This is a genomic window from Spirillospora sp. NPDC047418 (assembly GCF_040643275.1).
GTDB lineage: Bacteria > Actinomycetota > Actinomycetes > Streptosporangiales > Streptosporangiaceae > Spirillospora.
Map to the genome: position 1 here is coordinate 96,493 of NZ_JBEYTW010000016.1, position 19,497 is coordinate 115,989.

The 19,497-nt window shown below is 71.3% G+C and carries 19 protein-coding genes; 6 read left to right on the top strand and 13 right to left on the bottom strand.

Annotation, left to right across the window (positions count from 1 at the left end):
• The first annotated feature begins 225 nt into the window (after positions 1–225).
• On the top strand, positions 226–2,544 hold the full coding sequence (locus tag ABZ806_RS13285) for a DEAD/DEAH box helicase (protein ID WP_500217237.1): 2,319 nt from the start codon (positions 226–228) through the stop codon (positions 2,542–2,544).
• 192 nt (positions 2,545–2,736) lie between these two features.
• On the opposite strand, the gene ABZ806_RS13290 is transcribed toward ABZ806_RS13285, so the two are convergent.
• From ABZ806_RS13290 to ABZ806_RS13340, 11 genes are all read right to left on the bottom strand, one after another.
• A complete protein-coding gene (locus ABZ806_RS13290; RefSeq protein WP_500217239.1) occupies positions 2,737–3,108 on the bottom strand; it encodes a hypothetical protein in 372 nt (123 codons plus the stop codon).
• Positions 3,109–3,726: 618 nt separating this feature from the next.
• The gene (locus ABZ806_RS13295) at positions 3,727–4,905 is read right to left on the bottom strand and encodes a hypothetical protein (RefSeq protein ID WP_500217241.1); all 1,179 of its coding nucleotides are present in this window, start codon (positions 4,903–4,905) and stop codon (positions 3,727–3,729) included.
• Between the two features lie 271 nt (positions 4,906–5,176).
• Positions 5,177–5,542, bottom strand: a complete 366-nt coding sequence (locus tag ABZ806_RS13300) for an Rv3654c family TadE-like protein (RefSeq protein ID WP_500217243.1) — start codon at positions 5,540–5,542, stop codon at positions 5,177–5,179.
• Positions 5,543–5,655: 113 nt separating this feature from the next.
• A complete protein-coding gene (locus ABZ806_RS13305; protein WP_500217300.1) occupies positions 5,656–6,048 on the bottom strand; it encodes a TadE family type IV pilus minor pilin in 393 nt (130 codons plus the stop codon).
• Positions 6,045–6,230 carry a DUF4244 domain-containing protein gene (locus tag ABZ806_RS13310; RefSeq protein ID WP_500217301.1) on the bottom strand — a complete coding sequence of 62 codons (186 nt, stop codon included), beginning with the start codon at positions 6,228–6,230 and terminating at the stop codon, positions 6,045–6,047. The genes ABZ806_RS13305 and ABZ806_RS13310 overlap by 4 nt, the downstream gene beginning before the upstream one ends.
• A 97-nt stretch (positions 6,231–6,327) precedes the next feature.
• On the bottom strand, positions 6,328–6,864 hold the full coding sequence (locus ABZ806_RS13315) for a type II secretion system F family protein (RefSeq protein WP_500217245.1): 537 nt from the start codon (positions 6,862–6,864) through the stop codon (positions 6,328–6,330).
• Positions 6,865–7,273: 409 nt separating this feature from the next.
• Entirely contained in the window at positions 7,274–7,969 is a 696-nt protein-coding gene (locus ABZ806_RS13320; protein ID WP_500217247.1) for a type II secretion system F family protein, read from the bottom strand.
• Positions 7,966–9,117 (bottom strand): TadA family conjugal transfer-associated ATPase, encoded by a 1,152-nt coding sequence (locus ABZ806_RS13325; protein ID WP_500217249.1) that lies wholly within the window; start codon positions 9,115–9,117, stop codon positions 7,966–7,968. Before ABZ806_RS13325 ends, ABZ806_RS13320 begins: the two co-directional genes overlap by 4 nt.
• 256 nt (positions 9,118–9,373) lie before the next feature.
• Positions 9,374–10,450, bottom strand: coding sequence for a septum site-determining protein Ssd (gene ssd, locus ABZ806_RS13330; RefSeq protein WP_500217251.1), 1,077 nt, complete (start codon positions 10,448–10,450; stop codon positions 9,374–9,376).
• A 998-nt stretch (positions 10,451–11,448) separates the two neighbouring features.
• The gene (locus ABZ806_RS13335; RefSeq protein ID WP_500217252.1) at positions 11,449–12,066 is read right to left on the bottom strand and encodes a pentapeptide repeat-containing protein; all 618 of its coding nucleotides are present in this window, start codon (positions 12,064–12,066) and stop codon (positions 11,449–11,451) included.
• Positions 12,067–12,097: 31 nt separating this feature from the next.
• Entirely contained in the window at positions 12,098–12,889 is a 792-nt protein-coding gene (locus ABZ806_RS13340) for a Fic family protein (protein WP_500217254.1), read from the bottom strand.
• A 245-nt stretch (positions 12,890–13,134) separates the two neighbouring features.
• Between ABZ806_RS13340 and acs the strand changes: the two genes are divergently transcribed.
• The 5 genes from acs to ABZ806_RS13365 all read left to right on the top strand — a co-directional run bounded on the left by acs (position 13,135) and on the right by ABZ806_RS13365 (position 17,426).
• Positions 13,135–15,102 carry an acetate--CoA ligase gene (gene acs, locus ABZ806_RS13345; RefSeq protein WP_500217256.1) on the top strand — a complete coding sequence of 656 codons (1,968 nt, stop codon included), beginning with the start codon at positions 13,135–13,137 and terminating at the stop codon, positions 15,100–15,102.
• A 196-nt stretch (positions 15,103–15,298) separates the two neighbouring features.
• Positions 15,299–15,460 (top strand): Na+/H+ antiporter NhaA, encoded by a 162-nt coding sequence (locus tag ABZ806_RS13350; protein ID WP_500217303.1) that lies wholly within the window; start codon positions 15,299–15,301, stop codon positions 15,458–15,460.
• A gap of 13 nt (positions 15,461–15,473) precedes the next feature.
• Positions 15,474–15,932, top strand: a complete 459-nt coding sequence (locus ABZ806_RS13355) for a phage holin family protein (RefSeq protein WP_500217258.1) — start codon at positions 15,474–15,476, stop codon at positions 15,930–15,932.
• Between the two features lie 8 nt (positions 15,933–15,940).
• On the top strand, positions 15,941–16,864 hold the full coding sequence (locus tag ABZ806_RS13360; protein WP_500217259.1) for an alpha/beta fold hydrolase: 924 nt from the start codon (positions 15,941–15,943) through the stop codon (positions 16,862–16,864).
• Between the two features lie 208 nt (positions 16,865–17,072).
• Positions 17,073–17,426 (top strand): DUF309 domain-containing protein, encoded by a 354-nt coding sequence (locus tag ABZ806_RS13365; RefSeq protein WP_500217261.1) that lies wholly within the window; start codon positions 17,073–17,075, stop codon positions 17,424–17,426.
• Here ABZ806_RS13365 and ABZ806_RS13370 read toward each other — a convergent pair whose 3' ends face one another.
• Positions 17,427–18,623, bottom strand: coding sequence for a MarP family serine protease (locus ABZ806_RS13370; RefSeq protein ID WP_500217262.1), 1,197 nt, complete (start codon positions 18,621–18,623; stop codon positions 17,427–17,429). It abuts the gene before it with no gap.
• A 190-nt stretch (positions 18,624–18,813) separates the two neighbouring features.
• Positions 18,814–19,464 carry an NUDIX hydrolase gene (locus ABZ806_RS13375; protein WP_500217264.1) on the bottom strand — a complete coding sequence of 217 codons (651 nt, stop codon included), beginning with the start codon at positions 19,462–19,464 and terminating at the stop codon, positions 18,814–18,816.
• Between the last annotated feature and the right edge of the window lie 33 nt (positions 19,465–19,497).

Consider the following 19,497-nt stretch of genomic DNA (forward strand, 5'->3'; position numbering starts at 1 on the left):
ACTATCTGATCCCGATACCCGGGCCGCCGGACGGCGGCCCGTCATCGAGACTTCGCCGTGATTCAACCACGCTCCGGCGTCGTACACGCACGTAATCGCCCACTCGGGCGAAAGTTCGCGCCGTCCCGTCTGACCTGCTGATCTACCGGACAGGGCAGGGGAGGACGGGCCACCGGCGCCGGGGCGTTCCCGTAGTTTTGCCCAGGCTGGCAAACTGAAAACCTGATGGGCGTCCAAAGATCTTCAACTCCCCTCGACCGGCTCCTCGCCGACCCGTCGCGGCGCGACCGCATCACCCATGTGGAGAGCGTTCCCGCACGTCAGGGCCGCCAGGCCGGGTGGCCGGCCTGGGCACCACCGCTGCTGATCGAGCGGCTCGCGGCGGCCGGCATCGATGCGCCGTGGGAGCACCAGGCCACCGCCGCCGAGCACGCCCGCGCCGGACGGTCTGTGATCATCGCCACAGGGACCGCGTCCGGTAAGTCCCTCGCCTACCTGCTGCCCTGCATCGAGGCGATCTATGCCGGCGAGGAGAATCCGCACCGGGAGGGGACGGTCCTCTACCTGTCGCCGACCAAGGCGCTGGCGGCCGACCAGCTCCGGGCGCTCCGCTCCCTGCACCTCACGCGGGTGCGCGCGGCCACCTACGACGGCGACACGCCGCATGACGAGCGGACGTGGGTCCGGCAGCACGCGAACTATGTGATGACGAATCCGGACATGCTGCATCGGTCGATCCTTCCCGGACACGCCCGGTGGTCCTCGTTCCTGCGCCGCCTCCGCTACGTCGTCATCGACGAGGCCCACGGATACCGGGGCGTGTTCGGGTCCCACGTCGCGCAGGTGCTGCGTCGGCTGCGCCGGGTGTGCAAGCGGTATCACGCGTCCCCCACGTTCATCCTGGCGTCGGCGACGACGTCCTCGCCCGCGTCCGCCGCGTCCCGCCTCACCGGACTGGACGTCGTCGCGGTCGACGACGACGCCTCGCCGCGCGGCCCCGCGACGTTCGCGCTATGGGAGCCGCCGTTGACGGAGCTGCGCGGTGAGCGCGGCGCACCCGTCCGTCGCTCCGCCACGGCGGAGGCGGGCGACCTTCTCGCGGACCTCGTCGTGGAGGGCGTCCAGACGCTCGCGTTCGTTCGTTCCAGACGCGGGGCAGAGTCGGTGGCACTCAGCGCCAAGCGCGCGTTGCACGAGGTCACTCCTGCCTTGGCCGACCAGGTCGCCGCCTACCGCGCGGGCTATCTGCCCGAGGAACGGCGCGCACTCGAAGCAGCCCTGCGTTCCCGCTCCATCGTCGGCCTGGCGAGCACGAACGCCCTTGAACTCGGCGTGGACGTCTCCGGGCTCGACGCCGTCCTCGTCTGCGGCTGGCCCGGCACCCGCGCGTCCCTCTGGCAGCAGGCCGGACGTGCCGGACGCTCCGGGCAGCCCGCCCTCGCCATCCTCGTGGCCCGGGACGACCCGCTCGACACGTTCCTCGTCCACCACCCCGAGGCGATCTTTGGGACGCCGGTCGAGGCGACCGTCCTCGATCCGGACAACCCTTACGTCCTGGAACCGCACCTCTGCTCCGCCGCGTCCGAACTCCCGCTCACCGAGGACGACCTCCCGCTGTTCGGCCCGGCGACCGCCGACCTCCTGCCCGACCTCGTCCGGCGCGGTTTCCTCCGGCGGCGCCCGGCCGGCTGGTACTGGACGCGCCGCGACAAGGCCGCCGACCTGGCCGACATCCGCGGGGCGGGCGGGGCCCCCATCCAGGTGGTCGAGATGTCGACGGGACGCCTCCTCGGCACCGTGGACGAGGCGTCAGCGCACACGACCGTCCACGAGGGCGCCGTCTACATCCACCAGGGCGAGTCCTACATCGTCCAGACACTCGACCTGGACGATTCCGTCGCGCTCGTAGAAGCGGCCGACCCCGACTACTCGACGACCGCTCGCGATGTGACCGACATCAGCATCGTCGAACGGCTCCGGTCGATCGCCTGGGGCGAGGCCACACTCTGCTTCGGAACCGTCGAAGTCACCCGCCAAGTCGTCGCCTACCAGATGCGCCGCCTGCAAACAGGCGAGATGCTGGGCGAGAAACCCCTCGACCTACCTCCCCGTACCCTCCGCACCCGCGCCGTGTGGTGGACGCTCTCCGAATCGCAGATCTCCTCCTTGGACGACGATCTCGACCTGGCGGGCGCCGCCCACGCCGCCGAACACGCCTCGATCGGCCTGCTGCCCCTGTTCGCCACATGCGACCGCTGGGACATCGGCGGTGTGTCCACGGCCGTCCACCCCGACACGGGTCTCCTCACCGTGTTCGTGTACGACGGACACGAGGGCGGCGCCGGTTTCGCCGAACGGGGCTACGCGGACGCCTCCTCCTGGCTGCACGCGACACGAGACGCCATCGAGTCCTGCGAGTGCGACACGGGCTGCCCGTCCTGCATCCAGTCACCGAAATGCGGCAACGGCAACGACCCCTTGGACAAGCAGGGCGCGCTGACCCTCCTCGCCGTCCTCCTGTCCCACGCCCCCGAAACCACCTGACCGGCACGCGCTGCAGCGGACCCCAGCCACGCCCCCACCGCACACTGGCAAGCCCACTCGCGGCGCCACCACGGACAGATTCCAAGAGCGCGCAGGCCGCCACTCCGACCACAGTGCAGGTCATCGCCCCGGGCACGGCCAGAGCCACCGGCCCACGACCACCGCCCCGCCGGGCCCCGCCGGGCCCTGCCGTCAGTTCGGCGCGACGCGCTGGGCCGGCACCGAAGGCCGGTCGTCCATCCCGCGGCGTGCCTGGGCGAGCGCCTGCTGCAGCTTGCGCCGCTCCATCTCCAGCGTCTGCAGGGACTCCTCGTGCTCTTCCCGCAGGTCCCGCAGCTCACGCCGCATGTCGATCGCCCGCCGGAGCCCCAGCGTCGCCACCATCACACCGGCCATGAACACGATCGCCACCACGGCACCGGCCATGAAGACGTGCCACTCCTGCGTGACCCCTGGAATCCCGTCGCCGAACACGGACATCTGGGCGCCGCCCGAGTTGTCCAGCACCACGGCGACACCCACCGCACCGGCGGCGAGCGCAACGATCAGCCCCAGGAAGATCATGCGGAGGTCTCCTCTCCATCCGGCCCGAACAGAACAGGGCCGAGGTCTCGGACGACAGGACGCATAGCCGGACGATCCGGGCAAGCCAACTGGCAACGCAGCCTAGACCCCTACCCAAACCCCCGCCAGCCCTCCCACACCACCGCAAGCAAACACACGCCGCATCGCACCAGTCGGCCGCACACCTTCCAAACCCACGCCCCGACCACCAAGCCACGCAACCACCCGCAGCCCCCCGAAAGCCGAAAGACCACGACGCACAACACCCCGAAAACCAGCGCACACGCCAACTCACAACACCCCAGACCCCACCCCACGCGGCCACCCACAGCGTCGCCGGGCAAACAACCACCCGCAGCGACGCCCGAACACCCGCACACGCGGCCACCCGCAGCAAACCGAACACCAGAGCACGCGCGACAAGCAGCGTCCCGGGCGCCCAGACATGCACCCACCCACGGCGTCGCAAACACCAGGGCACCCGGCCACCCGCAGCGGCCCAGACGCCGGAGCGCGCGGTCACTCGCGGCAAACCGAATGCCGGACCGTGCGGTTACCCGCGGCGCCCCGAACACCAAGGCACGCGGCTGCAGCGGGCTCGGGCGCCGGGGCGTGTGGTTACTTGCGGCGGTGGTTGCGCTTGGGCTTGTTCTCGGGGGTGGGTGTGGCGAGGCGGACGTTCACTCCGCTGGAGCCCTTGCCGAGAGTCGCGGGGCGGCGGGCGGGCTTGGTCTTGGATGACGACTTGCCGGCGGGCTTCGCGTGCTTCATGTCGGACAGGACGGGGGCCGTCTTGGCGATGGCCTCGGCGCGAGCGATCTGCTGCTGGGACTTCCTGACCCGCTTGCGGCCGGTGCCGCTCCGCGCGATCCGGGCCGCCATGCCGTTGCTGCTGGTGCCCGCCTGAGCGACGCGCAGGCGGCGCGTCCAGGTTCCCAGGTGGGCGGCGACGATCAGCAGGATCAGCGCGATGCCGACGCTCTTGCCCCATTGGAGCCGGTCGGTGGCAGCGACGTTCTGGGCCTTCGGCGAGTCGGTGGCGATCTGCGGCGCGGGGTAGGCGAAGCCGGGCGTCGCGCCGTCCGGCTGGACGGACGGGAGTGTGACCGGCGACTCGTTGTTGAACGGCGTCAGTGGCGTGTTGGCGCTGGGGACGCTGGAGTTGGACGGCAGGGACGGTGCGGTGCCACCACCGGGAAGCGTTCCGGAAGTGCCGCCCACGGTGGCGGTGGCCGAGGCGGTGGACGAGTACAGCGACCCGCCCGTCCCGTTGGAGCGACTCGCGCGGACGCCCACCGAGACGGCGCCGAGGGACCGGGTCAGCGACAGCGTGGCGGAGCAACTGGTCCCCTGGCACAGGGAACCGACCGAGCCCGACTTGGATTTCACGCCGGAACCGGAGAGCGCGTAACCGATGAGGTCGTCCTCTAGGCCTCGGTTCCACTTCACTACGAGCTTTTTGCCGGACACGTTCGCGGCCACTCCAGTGGGAGCTGCCGGCGCGATCCGCACGGTGAACGTGTTGGAGTCGTAGATGTGCCCGGTCTGCTTCCCCTTCAGGAAGACCTTGTAGCTGCCGTTCCGGGTGATCGGGAAGGTGCCCGCCATGTCACCGGAGAGGCCCTTCTCCGCGAGGAACGTGTCGCCGATTCCGGGGCCGTCCACCCGCAATTGCATGGTGACAGCGAAGTCGAAGTGCGCCTTGGCCGTCAGCTGAGACCCGCTGGTGATGACCGCCCCGTCCGCCGGGGTGATCACACTCGTCGAGGCCGCCTGCGCGGGCACGGCGGCAAGCACGGGAAAGCTCATCGCAAGGGGCGCCGCGAGCGCGACTGCACCGATCCTGCGAATGATGGTCACGCCTCAATCCCTTCGACAGCGTCCTGCTCGTCTCATCCCGCCGAGGGCCTGCGGGGGGCATACGCGTCCGGTGGTAACTATGGGCTTACGGCAGCGTAACGTACCACCGGGTAGCAGAAGTCACAGGACGATGACGAAGAGAAACGTGTTCGCATCCTCCGCGACTCCTCCCACTCTATTGACATCCAGTGCAACGAGCCGTGTCGCGTCAGGGTACGCCGTCCCGCCCCACAGGGCCAGCCCTGGCCCGGGAAACGACTCGCAGGTTCCCGATCCCCATCGGCACCTCCAGAGGGACGGTCACCGAGACCGCGGCGATGTCTCCGCTCACCCGGCAGCCGGACAGCCGGGCACCGGACTCGACCGCGATGGCCGCGGCCCGCCGGCATGCGGCCTCATCGCCGTGCGCGACGTGCGCGGCTGCCGCCAGCGCCGCCATGTCGGCCGCGGCATCTCCCCGGTGCCTCGCCGCCCGCACTCCGCCCACCGCGATCGCCGCCACCCCGGACACCCATACGACGGCCGCGAACGCCAGCACCCAGATCGTCCCCGACCCCCGATCCGTGTCGCGCAACTGTGGCCACGGCACGACGTCACCCCTTTCTAGCCGCCATCTGGACGCTCCCCAACACCCGGCCGCAGCCCAGCTCAGAGGCGGGAACTGGCCTTCTCCACCGCCGGGACGTCTCAGTGCCCTGGGTCTCCACCTCCTGCCTGGTCTCCGGACGGAAACGTGACGCCGCCGGGTTCTGTCGCGGCGGCCACGTGGGCATGGACGATCAGGGGCGGAAGGCCGACGGCCGCAGGGGGCGCGACAGGGACGGACACGTCCACCAGGACGGTCGTCTCGTCGCGGCGGACGCGCACCGTCGCCCCCTTCGGAACCGCCCTCACCACGAGGTCGCGGACCGCGGTGAGGGACTCGCCGCGCGCCGCCGCGCGGGCACCGGTCCGGGCGGCGTCCGTGCAGGTGAGCTGCGTGGACACGGCGGACAGGCCCCACAGCGCGACGGCGGTGATCAGCACGAGGGCGGGGAGCGCCACGGCGATCTCCGCCGTGACGGTCCCGCGATCCCTCAGCCCGCGATCTTGAGGGCCTTCTCGATGATCTGTAAGAGCAGGGACTTCACCTGTGAGCTCGTCAGGATCTTGAACAGCAGACCGGCGAAGGCCGCCGCGGCGATGGTGCCCACCGCGTACTCCGCGGTGGACATCCCGTGGTCCCCGCACATTCTGGAACACCGCTGCACCACCATCTTCATCGCCCGCATGGGGCTCCTTTCGCTCGTGGTTCTTCTCAAGGCTGCTGTGCCGCGGCTCCGGACGACACTCGAACGCGATTCTGTGGAAAACCTCGGCTCACCAGGGCAGGAGGATCGTCGCGGCGATCCCCGCGACGGCCGGGACGACGCCGAGGAGGACGAACGCGGGCAGGAAGCAGAGCCCGAGCGGGGCCAGCGCCCGGATGCCCGCGGCACGGGCTCTCGCGGCGGCCGCCGCCCGCGCCGTACGGCGCTGGTCGCGCGCGAGCCGGCCGAGGGACGGCGCCAGGGCCGACCCGGTGGACCCCGCACGGACCGCCGCACGGGCGAGCGGCGCGAGCATCGGCTCCCGCGTGAGCGCGAGCCACGCCTCCGCCAAGTCGGCACCCAGCCGGATCTGGACGGAGACGGCGCGCAACTCGTCCCCGAGGGGGCCTCCGACCGCGTCCGCGACCGCGGCCACCGCGTCATGCCATGGGGCGCCGCCGCGCAGGCATGCGGCCAGGAGGTCGACAGCGACGGGAAGGTCCGCGACAAGCCGCGCCCTCCTGCGGCGGCGCTCCGCGCCCCCAACGCGGCCGAACGAGAACCAGACGGCCACGGCGGCGACGACTCCGACAACGCCACCCGTCACACCGCCCAGCGTCACCAGGCAGAGCACCCCTGCCGCACCCGCAGCCGCACGCCGAAGGAGGACGTCACGCCCGCGCCATTTCTCCGGACCTCCCTCCCTGTCGTCCATCCCCGCGACGTCGTCCATCCGCGCGACAGGAGCCGCTCCGCACCGGCTGGAGCGCTGCGGGTCCCGCCCGCTCGGCTCCTCGGAGCTTGGTGAGCGCCCCCGGAACTGGCCGCTCAATCTCTTCGCCGCGGCGTACTTCCTCCGAGGGAGAAGAAACGCCGCAGTTGCCGCGCAGAGCACGGCCGCCAACGCTGTCATCACTCACCCGCCTCTCCGTTTGTCCACGTCTCGCCACCACGCAAGATCGGCACCCCGAACACCACTCGGGGTGAGCTTGGGCTTGGAAGGGTTGTGTGGGTGGCTAGTAGGGGGATTCGGCGGATTTGGCCAGGCGACGGGTCCAGTGGAGGCCGAGCAGGTTGAGGGTGGTGCCCGTGATCAGGCATGCCAGGCCCGGGAGGGTGGTGCAGAGGAACGGGATCGGATGGGCACCCAGGGCCGCGGCCATCGCCAGGCCGAGGAGGGGGAGCAGGGCCAGCAGCCGGGCCGTGGCTCTGGGGCCGGCCAGCTGGACGGCCACGTCCTGGCGCTGGGCCTCTTCGTCGCGGAGCGCGCCCGCAAGGCCGTCCAGGACGGTGGCGAGGGTGCCGCCGCGTTCCGCGCCGATGCGCCAGCAGGCCGCCAGGAGGCGCAGCCCTTCCGCTCCCGGCCGGGTCGCCAGTTCGTCCAGATGGTCGGGCGGCGGGCGAGGGGTGTGGAGGAGTTCTCGAGATATGTGCGGGTCCAGGACGACGGCGGCCGCTGTGAACGCCTCGTCGGGGGTCCGGCCGGCGGACAGTTCGGCGGCCATGGCGTCGCACAGTTCGATGACGGATGTCCGTCGGCGCCGCGGCAGGGTTCTCCGTTCCCGCAGTGCCTCTATCCGGGTTTTGAAGACGCTCAAGAGGTCGCTGGATGGAGGGGGCACGAGGCGGTCGATGCGGCGGAGGGCGGGGGCGGGGGTCAGGAGCATCCAGACGGCGGCCGCCGAGCAGAGCGCGGCGAGTGTGGTGATCATCGGTTCCCTCGCAGGCGAGCATGCAGGGCGTCGGCGCCGTGGGCTGGAACGACTTGTCCGGATGCCGTGAAGGAGATCGCCGGCACAACGCCGACCAGACCGTCCGGCGCGCGGTGCAGGAGGCAGATCTCGGCCACGCGGCGGCGGCCTCCGCCCGGGTCGCGCACCAGGTGGACGACGATGTCCAGTGCGGCGGCCAACTGGCTGTGGACCGCCTCCCGGCTCAGGCCCGCCGCACAGGCCAGCGCTTCGAGCCGGGCCGGAACGTCCGCGGCCGTGTTGGCGTGGAGGGTTCCGCAGCCGCCTTCGTGTCCCGTGTTGAGCGCCTGCAGCAGAACCACGACCTCGCGGCCGCGTACCTCGCCCACCACGAGGCGGTCCGGGCGCATGCGGAGTGCCTGGCGGACGAGGTCGTTCAGCGTCACGCCTCCGGCGCCCTCCATGTTGGGCGGGCGAGCCTCAAGCCGCACGACGTGCGGATGGTCGGGTTTCAGCTCCGCGGAGTCTTCGACGAGGAGCAGCCGTTCAGCGGGATTCGCCAAGGACAGCAAACCGCTCAGAAGGGTTGTCTTGCCCGAACCAGTGCCGCCCGTGATCAGGAAGGCGGCGCGGGACTCGACGAGTGCGGCGAGGAGTTCGGCTCCCTCGGGCGGGACGGTCTGGGCCGTGACCAGCTCGTCCAGTGTGAAGGCGCGGCGTCGGGGCAGCCGGAGGGACAGGCAGGTGCCGCCCGCGGCCACCGGCGGCAGGACAGCGTGGAGCCGGACCCCGCCCGGCAGCCGGGCGTCGGCGTACGGGGCCGCGTCATCGAGCCGGCGGCCGGCGGCGGCGGTGAGGCGCTGAGCCAGGCGCCGCAGCGTCGCCTCGTCGGTGAAGCGCACCGGGGTGCGGACGAGGCCGGCGCCTGTGTCGGCCCAGACCTCGTCCGGCCCGTTCACCAGCACATCGGTGACATCGGGGGCGCGCAGCAACGGCTCCAGTGGCCCGGCACCGACGAACTCGGCGCATAACTCGTCCGCCAGCGCCAGCACCTCACGGTCGCCGAGCAGCCGCTCCTCCGCGCGTAATGCCGCGGCGACCCGGCCTGTTGTCGCCTCCCCGCCACTTCCGGCGAGCCGATCCCGCACCGCGTCCGACAACCTGTTCATGCAGCCCCCTTCCAGCCGCGACGTGGCGACGCCGTGCCGTGAGGCACCGCAGCATGGGCCCGCATCATGAGGCGCCGTGCCGTGTGGCGCCGACACCGTGGGGCGCCGCGGCGTGGGGGAGCTGCGTTGGGAGCACCGCGCCATGGGGCCCCGCGGCGTGGAGGAGTTGCGCTGGGAGCGCTGCGTCGTGGGGCGCCGCGTCGTTGTCGTGCTGTGCGGCGCGGCATTGTGGGGGCGCTGTGTCGTGGGGTGTGGGTCATGCTGCTTCTCGGTAGGCGTAGGGCTGGAGGGCCAGGTCGGCCAAGGTCTTGGTGCAGAAGTCCGTCAGGGGGCCGCGGCGGCAGGCTCGTTCCAGGGCGCCCTCGTCGGTGGCGGTGGGGAGGCGCCGGTCTCGGTCGAAGGTGCCGGCGGATGGCAGGTTCAGGGCCTGAGCCACCGCGTCGGGGGTGAGGCCGCCCGGGGACGGGCCCTGGACGACGAGGCGCAGGTCGGCGGTGTCGCGGCGGAGGGCGGTGGCCAGGCCGTCCGCGGCGACCGTCGCGCGGACCTCGGCGGGGACGAGCAGGAACGTGACGTCGGCGGCGCGAAGCGCGGCGCGGCCGACGTCACCCGGGTAGCGGGGGACGTCCGCGATGACCAGGTCGAAGCCGCGGGCGGCGGCGTCGAGGAGGGTGCGGACGGCCTCGTCGGAGACGGGGACGGGTTCGCCCCGCCGCCAGGACAGGACGGAGAGGTCGCCCGCGCGGGGCAGCGTCTCGCGGAGTGTCGCGGTGTTCAGGCGGCCGCGGCGTTCGGCCAGGTCGTGCCAGCGGACGCCCTCGTGCTCCTCCAGCCCCAGCATGAGGTCGATGCCGCCGCCGAACGGGTCGGCGTCGATGAGGAGGGTGCGCAGGCCCTGGCCGGCGGCGGCGAGGCCGAGCGCGGTGGCGAGGACGCTGGCGCCGGCGCCGCCGCGCGAGCCGACGACGCAGAGGGTGGTGGCCCAGCCGCCCTCGGGTTCGCAGGCGGCGGCGAACGCGTTGATCAGCCAGTCCTCGTGGTCGGGCAGGACGGCGACGTCCTGCGCGCCGGCCTCGACCGCGAGGCGGTACGCCTCTGAGGTGGCGCCCTCGGAGGTGACGAGGACGACGCCGGGACGGCGCTGGAGGCCGGCGGACGCCACGTCGGCGGCCATGTCGGCGCCCACGAGGATCAGGGCGGGCCACGTCCAGGCGGGTCTGGCCTCGTCTGGACCGTAGGCGACCTCCGCGTGGGCGTCGGCGGCGGCCGCGAGCCGGAGCAGGCCGTCGGCGAGGGCGGGGTCGCCGGTGACGATCAATGCCGCGAGGTTCATTCGGATGCTCCTTCGACGTTCGGAGACATCCACCTTGCGTGCCGGGACGCAACGGGCGACGCGGTTCCACGAACTGTGGATAACTTCGGCAGGCCGAGGGCAAGCGGGGGCGGGCGGCGGACCGCCGACGGTGGGTGTCGGGGGCGGGCGGTGGCGGGGGTGCCGCCGCCGCCCGCCGCCGAAGATAGGGCGACCCCCGCCGGGGGGGAGAGCGGGGGTCGCCGGACGGGCCGGCTCCGGGGGGGTAGAGCCGATCCGTTTCCAGGAAAGTCTCAGTTGGAGTTCAGGGTATGCCGTGCGTAAGTGAGCCCTATGGCAGAGGCAAACTCGCTGACTCCAGTCTAGGCAGTTACAACATATGCTGCCCGATCGCCGAGAGTTCCGTCGAGGCGCAAACTCGCCCGCCAGATGGTGATTTTTCTCCGCTGGCAGGCAGGATGCACCCGTCGGGGCGCCGTACGGCGCCATGCCCTCCACGGCAGGGCGTCCCGAGCCCGAGCACACGAAGTGCATCGGGACGGAAGTGGGAGCGTACAGCAGATCTAAAGATCCTTCCGGCCGCATCCGCGATCGGCGGCCAAAAAGAAACGATCACAGTGAGTGATCAATTCCAGGTCCGCGATGGGAGTTACGGATAGTCCGGAATATCCCCCGAAGCCCCCATCAGGCACCCGTGTCCCGTCCGGCGCGGCGCTCCGACAGTGGGCCGGCCTTTCCGAAGAGGGGCTTGTCAACAGGGAGAATGGGGCGTAGACAGGATCTACGGACCATGTGTCCGAGCACGGCAGCCGGGCACCCACGCGCGACCAGCCGCGGGAGGCGCGTCGAGACGGGCTTGACCCGATCCGACGGATTTGAGGTGCACGCTTGGTAACCCGGTCTGACGTGACTGGCGACGGCGTCCCCGCGCGGGGCGCCGTTCGCTTGGGGCCCGCGGACGCCCGTGGACCCCTCCCACCGGACGCCTGTGGCCCCCTCCCGCGAACGCCCGTGGATCCCTACTCGCGGACGTCCAGGCCCAGGGACGTCGCCAGGACGATCGCCTGATACGGGTCGATCACCGCGCCCCTCAGCCCGGTGGTGACCGGGTCCATCGCGGAGATGTCGGTGCCGCGCAGATCACAGCCGGAGAAGTCCGCCTGGTGAAGGAACGCGCCCGACAGGTCGACTCCACGGATCTCCGCTCCCGCGCAACGCGCGCCGGTCAGGTCGACCTCGCGCATGCGCACGTCCGTGAACGATGCCCGGCGCAGGTCGGCTCCTGGCAGACCCGTGAACGACCAGTCGCCGCCCTTCACCTTCACCAGGTCGTAGGTACAGCCGTCGAACATGCTGCCCACGAGCTTGCATCCGGTGAAGGCGGCGTCGAAGAAACCGCAGCGAACGAACGTGCAGTTCACGAACGCCGCATCCGTGTGGGTGGACGCGTTGAAACGCACTCCGCGGAAGGTGCAGTCGGTGAAGGCGGCACCGACGCCGCTGGCCTCGGTCATGTCGACATCCACGAACAGGACGCTCTCGTGGTTCTCACCCGTCAGATCACGCGAGTCCCAGTTCGCCGACGAGATCGTCGTCTCCGTGGGTGGCGCAGGACGTCCATACATGCGTTCGGCCATCCGACCAGCATGACCGCACCCACCGACAGGATCAGCCCCGCATGAAGGCTTCGCAGATCGCCTGCGAGTCCCGTGCGGCGGCGGCGATGGCGGACGAGCAGTGCACGATCCACCGCGCGACACCCTCGGACGTGCCGGACGAGTAGTCCCGCAGCGCCGATGCGTACTCGTCCTGCAGTTCGAGGTGCCCGACCTCGGGAGCGACCAGCGACTTGGGGTCGAGCCCACGCGACACCAAGGTGAGCCGCTGAGCCGCACGGGCGACCAGCCCGTCCCCCCACCCGAACGGACGCAGCGTCAGCAACTCGCCGTGCACGATGGCCGAGACCACCAGCGCCGGCGCTTTCGTCGGGGAGGTCAGGAGCCCGCTGAGCGCATCGAGGCGTGCCGGCACCTCCGACGGCGACGCCGGTTCGCCGAGGGCGAGAACGTCCTGCACGACGGTGTCGGCCGAGCGCGGACGTCCCAGATCGTCGCCGTCGACCGCATCCGCCGCCGCGAGGACGTGCAGACGGGCGAGCGCCTGCCGGGGCGCCTTCCGCCACGTCTCCGTCAACGTCCCCAGTTCGGCCGACACGCGCAGTGCGCCCTGCACGACGGGGTCGGACGGGTGGTCGGTGGTGCGGAGTTCGTCCAGCGTGACCGACGCACCGCCCAGGACGGCGGACGCACGGGCGCCGCGCAGCGCGGACTCCGTCGACACCTCGGCACTGCGCCGCCGCAGGATGCGATGGCCGAGCAGCCGGTCGACGGCTTTGCGCGCGTCGTCCACGGCGCCGTCCACGCCGGGCAGTTTCGCTACATCAGCAAGGGCATCGGTCACGGCCCGACCCTATGCGGTCCGCACAAGCACTCGCGAAACGCCCCGCAGAAGCGTAGAACGGAGGCGGTTCCCGGATAGCGAACCTGGGAAGGCCAGCTGTGTCGGGGATCACAACACCGTCCGCAGCGTGGAGGCCGGTCGAGTTCGTCTTCCACATCAGGGATCCCGGCCTTGTGAAGACCGGGACCTTCCTGGTGAAGTGGGGATACCGGGCGACCCCGCATCACCTAGCAAGGAGTTTCGCGTTGAGCCAGAGCCAAGAGACACTGTCGAACCTTCTGCAGGAGACGCGCCGTTTCGCCCCGCCCGCCGATCTCGCCGCCGAAGCCAACGTCAAGGCCGACGCCTACGAGCAGGCGTCCGAGGACAGCCTTGCCTTCTGGGCGGAGCAGGCGGACCGGCTCACCTGGACCAAGCGGTGGGACGACGTGCTCGACTGGAGCAACCCGCCGTTCGCCAAGTGGTACGTGGGCGGCGAGTTGAACGTCGCCTACAACTGCGTGGACCGGCACGTGGAGGCCGGACGCGGAGCCAAGGTCGCGTTCCACTGGGAGGGCGAGCCCGGCGACACCCGCACGATCACCTATGCCGACCTCCAGCGCGAGGTGAACAGGGCCGCCAACGCCCTGCTCGAACTGGGCGTCCGCAAGGGCGACCGGGTCGCGATCTACCTGCCGATGATTCCCGAGCTGCCGATCTCGATGCTCGCGTGCGCGCGCATCGGCGCGACGCACTCGGTCGTGTTCGGCGGCTTCTCGTCCGCGGCCCTGCGGACCCGCATCGACGACGCGCAGGCCAAGCTCGTTATCACGGCGGACGGCGGGTTCCGCCGCGGCAAGCCGTCCGACCTCAAGGGCATCGTGGACGAGGCCGTCGCGCAGACGCCGACGATCGAGCACGTCCTCGTGGTGCGCCGCACCGGCGAGGACGTGGCCGAGCACGACCGCGACCTGTGGTGGCACGACGTCGTCGACCGGCAGAGCGAGGAGCACGCCGCCGAGCCCATGGACGCGGAGCACCCGCTCTACATCCTGTACACGTCCGGGACGACGGGTAACCCCAAGGGCATCCTGCACACGACCGGCGGCTACCTGACCCAGTGCGCCTACACGCACTGGGCCGTGTTCGACCTCAAGCCCGAAACGGACGTCTACTGGTGCTCGGCCGACATCGGCTGGGTGACCGGGCACTCCTACATCGTGTACGGGCCGCTCGCCAACGGGTCGACCAGCGTCATCTACGAGGGCACGCCGGACACGCCCGACAAGGGACGCTGGTGGGACATCATCCAGAAGTACAAGGTGTCCATCTTCTACACCGCGCCCACGGCGATCCGCACGTTCATGAAGTGGGGCGACGACATCCCCGCGCAGTACGACCTGTCGTCCCTGCGCGTGCTCGGGTCCGTCGGTGAGCCGATCAACCCCGAGGCGTACATCTGGTACCGCAAGCACATCGGCGCCGACAAGACGCCGGTGGTCGACACGTGGTGGCAGACGGAGACCGGCGCCATCATGATCAGCCCGCTGCCCGGTGTCACGGCGGCGAAGCCGGGCGCGGCGATGCGCCCGCTGCCGGGGATCGCCGCGGACGTCGTGGACGACCAGGGCCAGTCGGTGCCGAACGGCGGCGGCGGGTTCATGGTGCTCCGGGAGCCGTGGCCGGCCATGCTCCGGACGATCTGGGGCGACGACGAGCGCTACATCAAGACGTACTGGTCCCGCTTCGAGGGCCTGTACTTCGCCGGTGACGGCGCCAAGAAGGACGAGGACGGCGACATGTGGCTGCTCGGCCGCGTGGACGACGTCATGCTCGTGTCCGGGCACAACATCTCCACCACGGAGGTGGAGTCGGCGCTGGTGTCGCACCCGAAGGTCGCCGAGTCGGCGGTCGTCGGCGCGACCGACCCGGTGACCGGGCAGGCCATCGTCGCGTTCGTCATCCCGCGCGGCAGCGCCGGCGAGGAGGTCGAGGGCCCGGAGTTCGCCAAGGAGCTGCGCGACCACGTCTCCAAGGCGCTCGGCCCGATCGCCAAGCCGCGGCAGATCATGATGGTGCCGGAGCTGCCGAAGACCCGCTCCGGCAAGATCATGCGCCGGCTGCTCCGGGACGTGGCCGAGAACCGCAGCATCGGCGACGTCACGACGCTGGCCGACAGCACGGTCATGGACCTGATCTCCGAGAAGCTCCCGTCCGCCAAGTCCGACGGCTGACCGACCCGCGAGAACGGCCCGCGCCCCAGGGACGCGGGCCGTTCCCCTGCGCGGGGCTCGGCGTGGGCGCCGGCCTGGTGATCGGTAGGTTCGTGGGAGTCTTGGGCGGCGCCCGGGCGGCGGTACGGCTCGGCCTGGCGACGCTCGGGAGGACCTGCACCGGCATGGGATCGCGGGCGTCGTGTTCCTCGCCGGGGTGGGTTTCACCGTTTCGCTGCTGATCGGCGGTTTGGCCTATACCGACCCGTCACAATTCGAGAGAGTGACCACTGCGGTCCTGATCGCGAGCGTTCTCGCCGCGGCGGCCGCGGCGGCCGTCTTCCCGAGAAGGGTGCGTGTGCGCGCCCGCCCGCACTAAGGAGTAAAGCGATATGTCCGAGGCACTACCGGGCGAGCGCATCGAGGACAAGTCCGTCGGCGAACTGGTCGCGATGGCGTCCAGCAGCATTTCCGACCTGGTCAGGGCCGAGATGAGCCTGGCCAAGATGGAACTGAAGGCCGACGCCAAGAAGGCCGCGCTCAGCAGCGTGATGCTCACCATCGCCGCGGTGATGGGCGGGCTCATCGTCATCCTGCTGTCCATCGCGTTCGCGCTGGGGCTCGCCGAGCTGGGCATCTGGCCGTGGGCCGCGTTCCTGATCGTCGCGGGCGTCTACGCGGGGCTCGCCGCCCTCCTGATGTGGCTCGCCAAGAAGATCCTCCAGCGGATCGAGGGCGCGAAGCGGACCCGCAAGACGCTGAAGGACGACTTCACCGCCCTGCGGCGCCGCGGCGACTCGAAGGCGATCGACGCCAAGGGCGGCTCCCGCAAGACCGAGCCGACGGACTGACCGACGCCATGTCCGGGCACGACGGGTCGCTGATCGAGGTCGACGGGCCGTGGATCCACCGGCAGGTCAGCGCCGGCGGGACGCGCTTCCACGTCGCCGAGGCCGGCGAGGGGCCGCTCGTCCTGCTGCTGCACGGCTTCCCGGGGTTCTGGTGGTCATGGCACGACCAACTGGTGTCGCTGCCCGCGGCCGGCTACCGGGCGGTGGCCGTCGACCTGCGCGGATACGGCGGCAGCGACAAGCCGCCGCGCGGCTACGACCTGGTCACGCTGGCCGGGGACGCCGCCGGGCTCGTCCGCGCGCTGGGCGAGGCGAACGCGATCGTCGTCGGGCACGACTGGGGCGGGCTGCTCGCCTGGACGACGGCCGTCTACCATCCGAAGATCGTCCAGCGGCTGGCGGTGGTGAGCGCCCCGCATCCGCTGCGGCTGCGGCAGGCCATCGCCGGCGACCCGCGCGGCCAGGGGTGGGCGGCGCGGCACACGTTCGGCTTCCAGGTGCCGCTGTGGCCCGAACGGTGGCTCGTCCGCGACGATGCCGCGCTGGTGGGCAGGCTCCTGCACGACTGGTCCGGGCCGGGCTGGCCGGACGAGCGCACCGAGCAGCTCATGCGGAGGGCGGTGCAGATCCCCGGGGCGGCCCACAGCGCGCTCGAGTACCACCGCTGGTTGATCCGGTCGCAGGCCCGTCCGGACGGTATTCGCTACGCGCACCGTATGCGCGCCCCCATCCAGGCACCGACGCTCCAGTTGCACGGTGCGCTCGACACGTGCTCACTTCCGGCGAGTGCCCAGGGCTCCGGCCGGTACGTGTCGGCCCCTTACCGCTGGAAGCTCATCGAGGGCGCCGGTCATTTCCCGCATCAGGAGCGTCCGCGCGCGTTCGACGCACAGCTCCTCGGCTGGCTCGCCGACCCAGAGCCCGACCGCTGACCCCGAGCCCGACCGCTCATCCCGGGCCCTACCCCGGCGTCTGACCGCCGCCTCCGGAGCCCGAGCGTCGACCCGGAGCCTGACCGCTCATCCCCGGGCGTACGGTGGAGCCATGCGGGATCGGGACCAGTCTGGACGCCCACGCAACGCACGCCCACGGGACGCTTACGGACGTCCATTGCCCCACGGTGCCACCGGCATACCCACCATGCCGGACGACCTCGACATGCCTCCCGGTGAGGCGTTGCAAGAGGCGCAAAGGCTCCTGGACGCAGACCGTCCGTTCCATGCCCACGAAGTCCTGGAGGCGGTGTGGAAAGCTGCCCCGGAGCCCGAACGAGAACTCTGGCGTGGCCTGGCACAGGTCGCCGTGGGGATAACCCATCTCCGCCGGGGGAACGCCGGCGGAGCTGAGGCGCTCCTGACCCGCGCCGCCGAACGCCTCGCCGCGTACGAGGCCGGTCCTCCGCACGGCATCAACGTACGCGGAGTCGTCCAGCGCGCCCGAGACCTGGCCGCAAGCCCCGAGAACGGCCCCGTCACCCTCCGCCTCACGCTCTAGTCAGTCGGAGCAGGTTTGGGTGGAGACCGGGGTGGTGGCCTGGGCGCCGGTGCGCGCGTCGGGGGCGACCTCCCCGGCGGTGAGCGCGTAGCCGGTGGACGCGGTGTCGAGCGCCGCCGCGAAGATGACGCCGTAGACGCGTCCGTCCGTGGACAGCAGCGGCCCGCCCGAGTTGCCCGGCTCGACCTTGCCGCGGATGGCGTAGATCTCGCGGGTGACCTGCCCGGAGTGGTAGATGTCCGGGCCGCGCGCCGTCTGCCGGGCGCGGATCCGGGCGGCGCCCGCTGTGAACGGCTGGTTCTTCGGGAACCCGGCGATGATCGCGTCGTCGCGGACGCGGGCCTCCGTGGCGAACTCCAGCGCCGGTGCCCGCAGCCCCGGCACGTACAGCACGGCGACGTCGCGCTTGGGGTCGTACAGGACGACCCGTCCCCGGTTGCTGTCGCCGTTGATGGTCGACACCTTGGACGACCCGCGCGCGCCGGCGACGACGTGCGCGTTGGTCATGATGTGCTGCGGCGCGAACACGAACCCGGTGCCCTCGATGCGGCGCTGGCACTGCGGCGCCGTGCTGACCACCTTCACGATGCTGTTCTTGGCGGCCTTCAGGCCCCGGGTGCTCAGCACGGACTCGTCCGGCGGCGGCACCTGCACCACCGACTCGCCGCCGAGGCCGTTGAACACCTGCGGGAACTCGCTGCTCTTCACGAACCCCTGGAACGAGGTGAACCACGTCTGCGCCTGCTGCGGCATCACGTCGTTGATGCCGTTGATGATCGAGGAGCCCTTGACCTGCGTCCGGACGGGCTTGAACTCGGAGTTGGCGACCAGGCTGCCGAAGAACCAGGCGACGATCAGCAGCGACATCGCGCTGACGAACGTGCCGCCGACCGCGTCCGCGGTGCGCGCGTTCATCCCGGTCACCCGGTTGCGCAGGACCGCGCCGACGGACGAGGCGATCAGCTGCCCGAGGGTGGCGGCGAGGAACGCGATCACGATGGCGAGCAGCGCCTGCTGCGCGGCCCCGTCCACCGCCGACTCGGCGATCGGGGGGGCGATCAGCACCCCGACGACGCCGCCGCCGACGAAGCCCGCGAAGCTCAGCAGGCTCACGATGAAGCCCTGCCGGTAGCCCGAGACCCCGAACAGCACGACGAGCACGAGCAGGATGAGGTCGAGAACGTGGTCGTGCAGCACCGCTTCACCGTATAGGTCCGCGCCGCCGGTTCACGTCCCCTCGATGTACCAGATTGGGGTGCGCCGGGTAGCCGTCAGGTGTGACACGCGGCCGTGACCAGGGCCGTACTCTCCGGAAACGCCGCGCTGACCTGCGGATCATGTGCGCCGCGCGCGAACCGTGCCGGTTTGGTGGCGGTCGAGGAGATTCTCAGCCGCGGGCGGAGGGATCCAGAACCTCGCGGGGCAGGTCCTCGACGCGGGAGGTGTCCCACGGCGCGTTCCAGCCCCCGGCGTCCAGGACGCTGGTGAGCAGCGCCGCCGTGAACCCCCACACCAGCATGTCGCGGACGTGGAAGGCCGGCCCCATCCGGAGCCCGGACGGATGCCGCACCATCACCCGGTTCGCGGGGTCGACCAGCTCGTCCAGCGGGACGCGCGCGACCAGCGCGACCTCCGCCGGATGGCCGGGCGCGATCTCCGACGGCTCCCGCCACCAGCCCGCGACGGGCGTGACGCGGTGTGCGCTGTGCGGCAGATACAGCTCGGGCAGCGTGCACAGGACGTCCACGCCGGCCGGCTCGACGCCGGCCTCCTCCCGCGCCTCGCGCAGCGCCGCCGCGACGGGGCCGTCGTCCTCGGGGTCGATGCGACCGCCGGGGAACGCGGGCTGCCCGGCGTGGTTGTTCAGGGTGGCGGCGCGCTCGGTGAGCAGGACATCCGGGCCCTGCGGGCCCTCGCCGAACAGGATCAGGACGGCGGCGGCGCGGGCGTCCGGCGCGGGCCGGAACATCGGCGGTACCGGGGTCTTGGGGCCTTCCTCGCGAAAACGGTCGAGCCAGCTGGGGGCGGTGTCGGTCACGTTCGTACCAACCTCGGAACGGCCGCGTTCCTT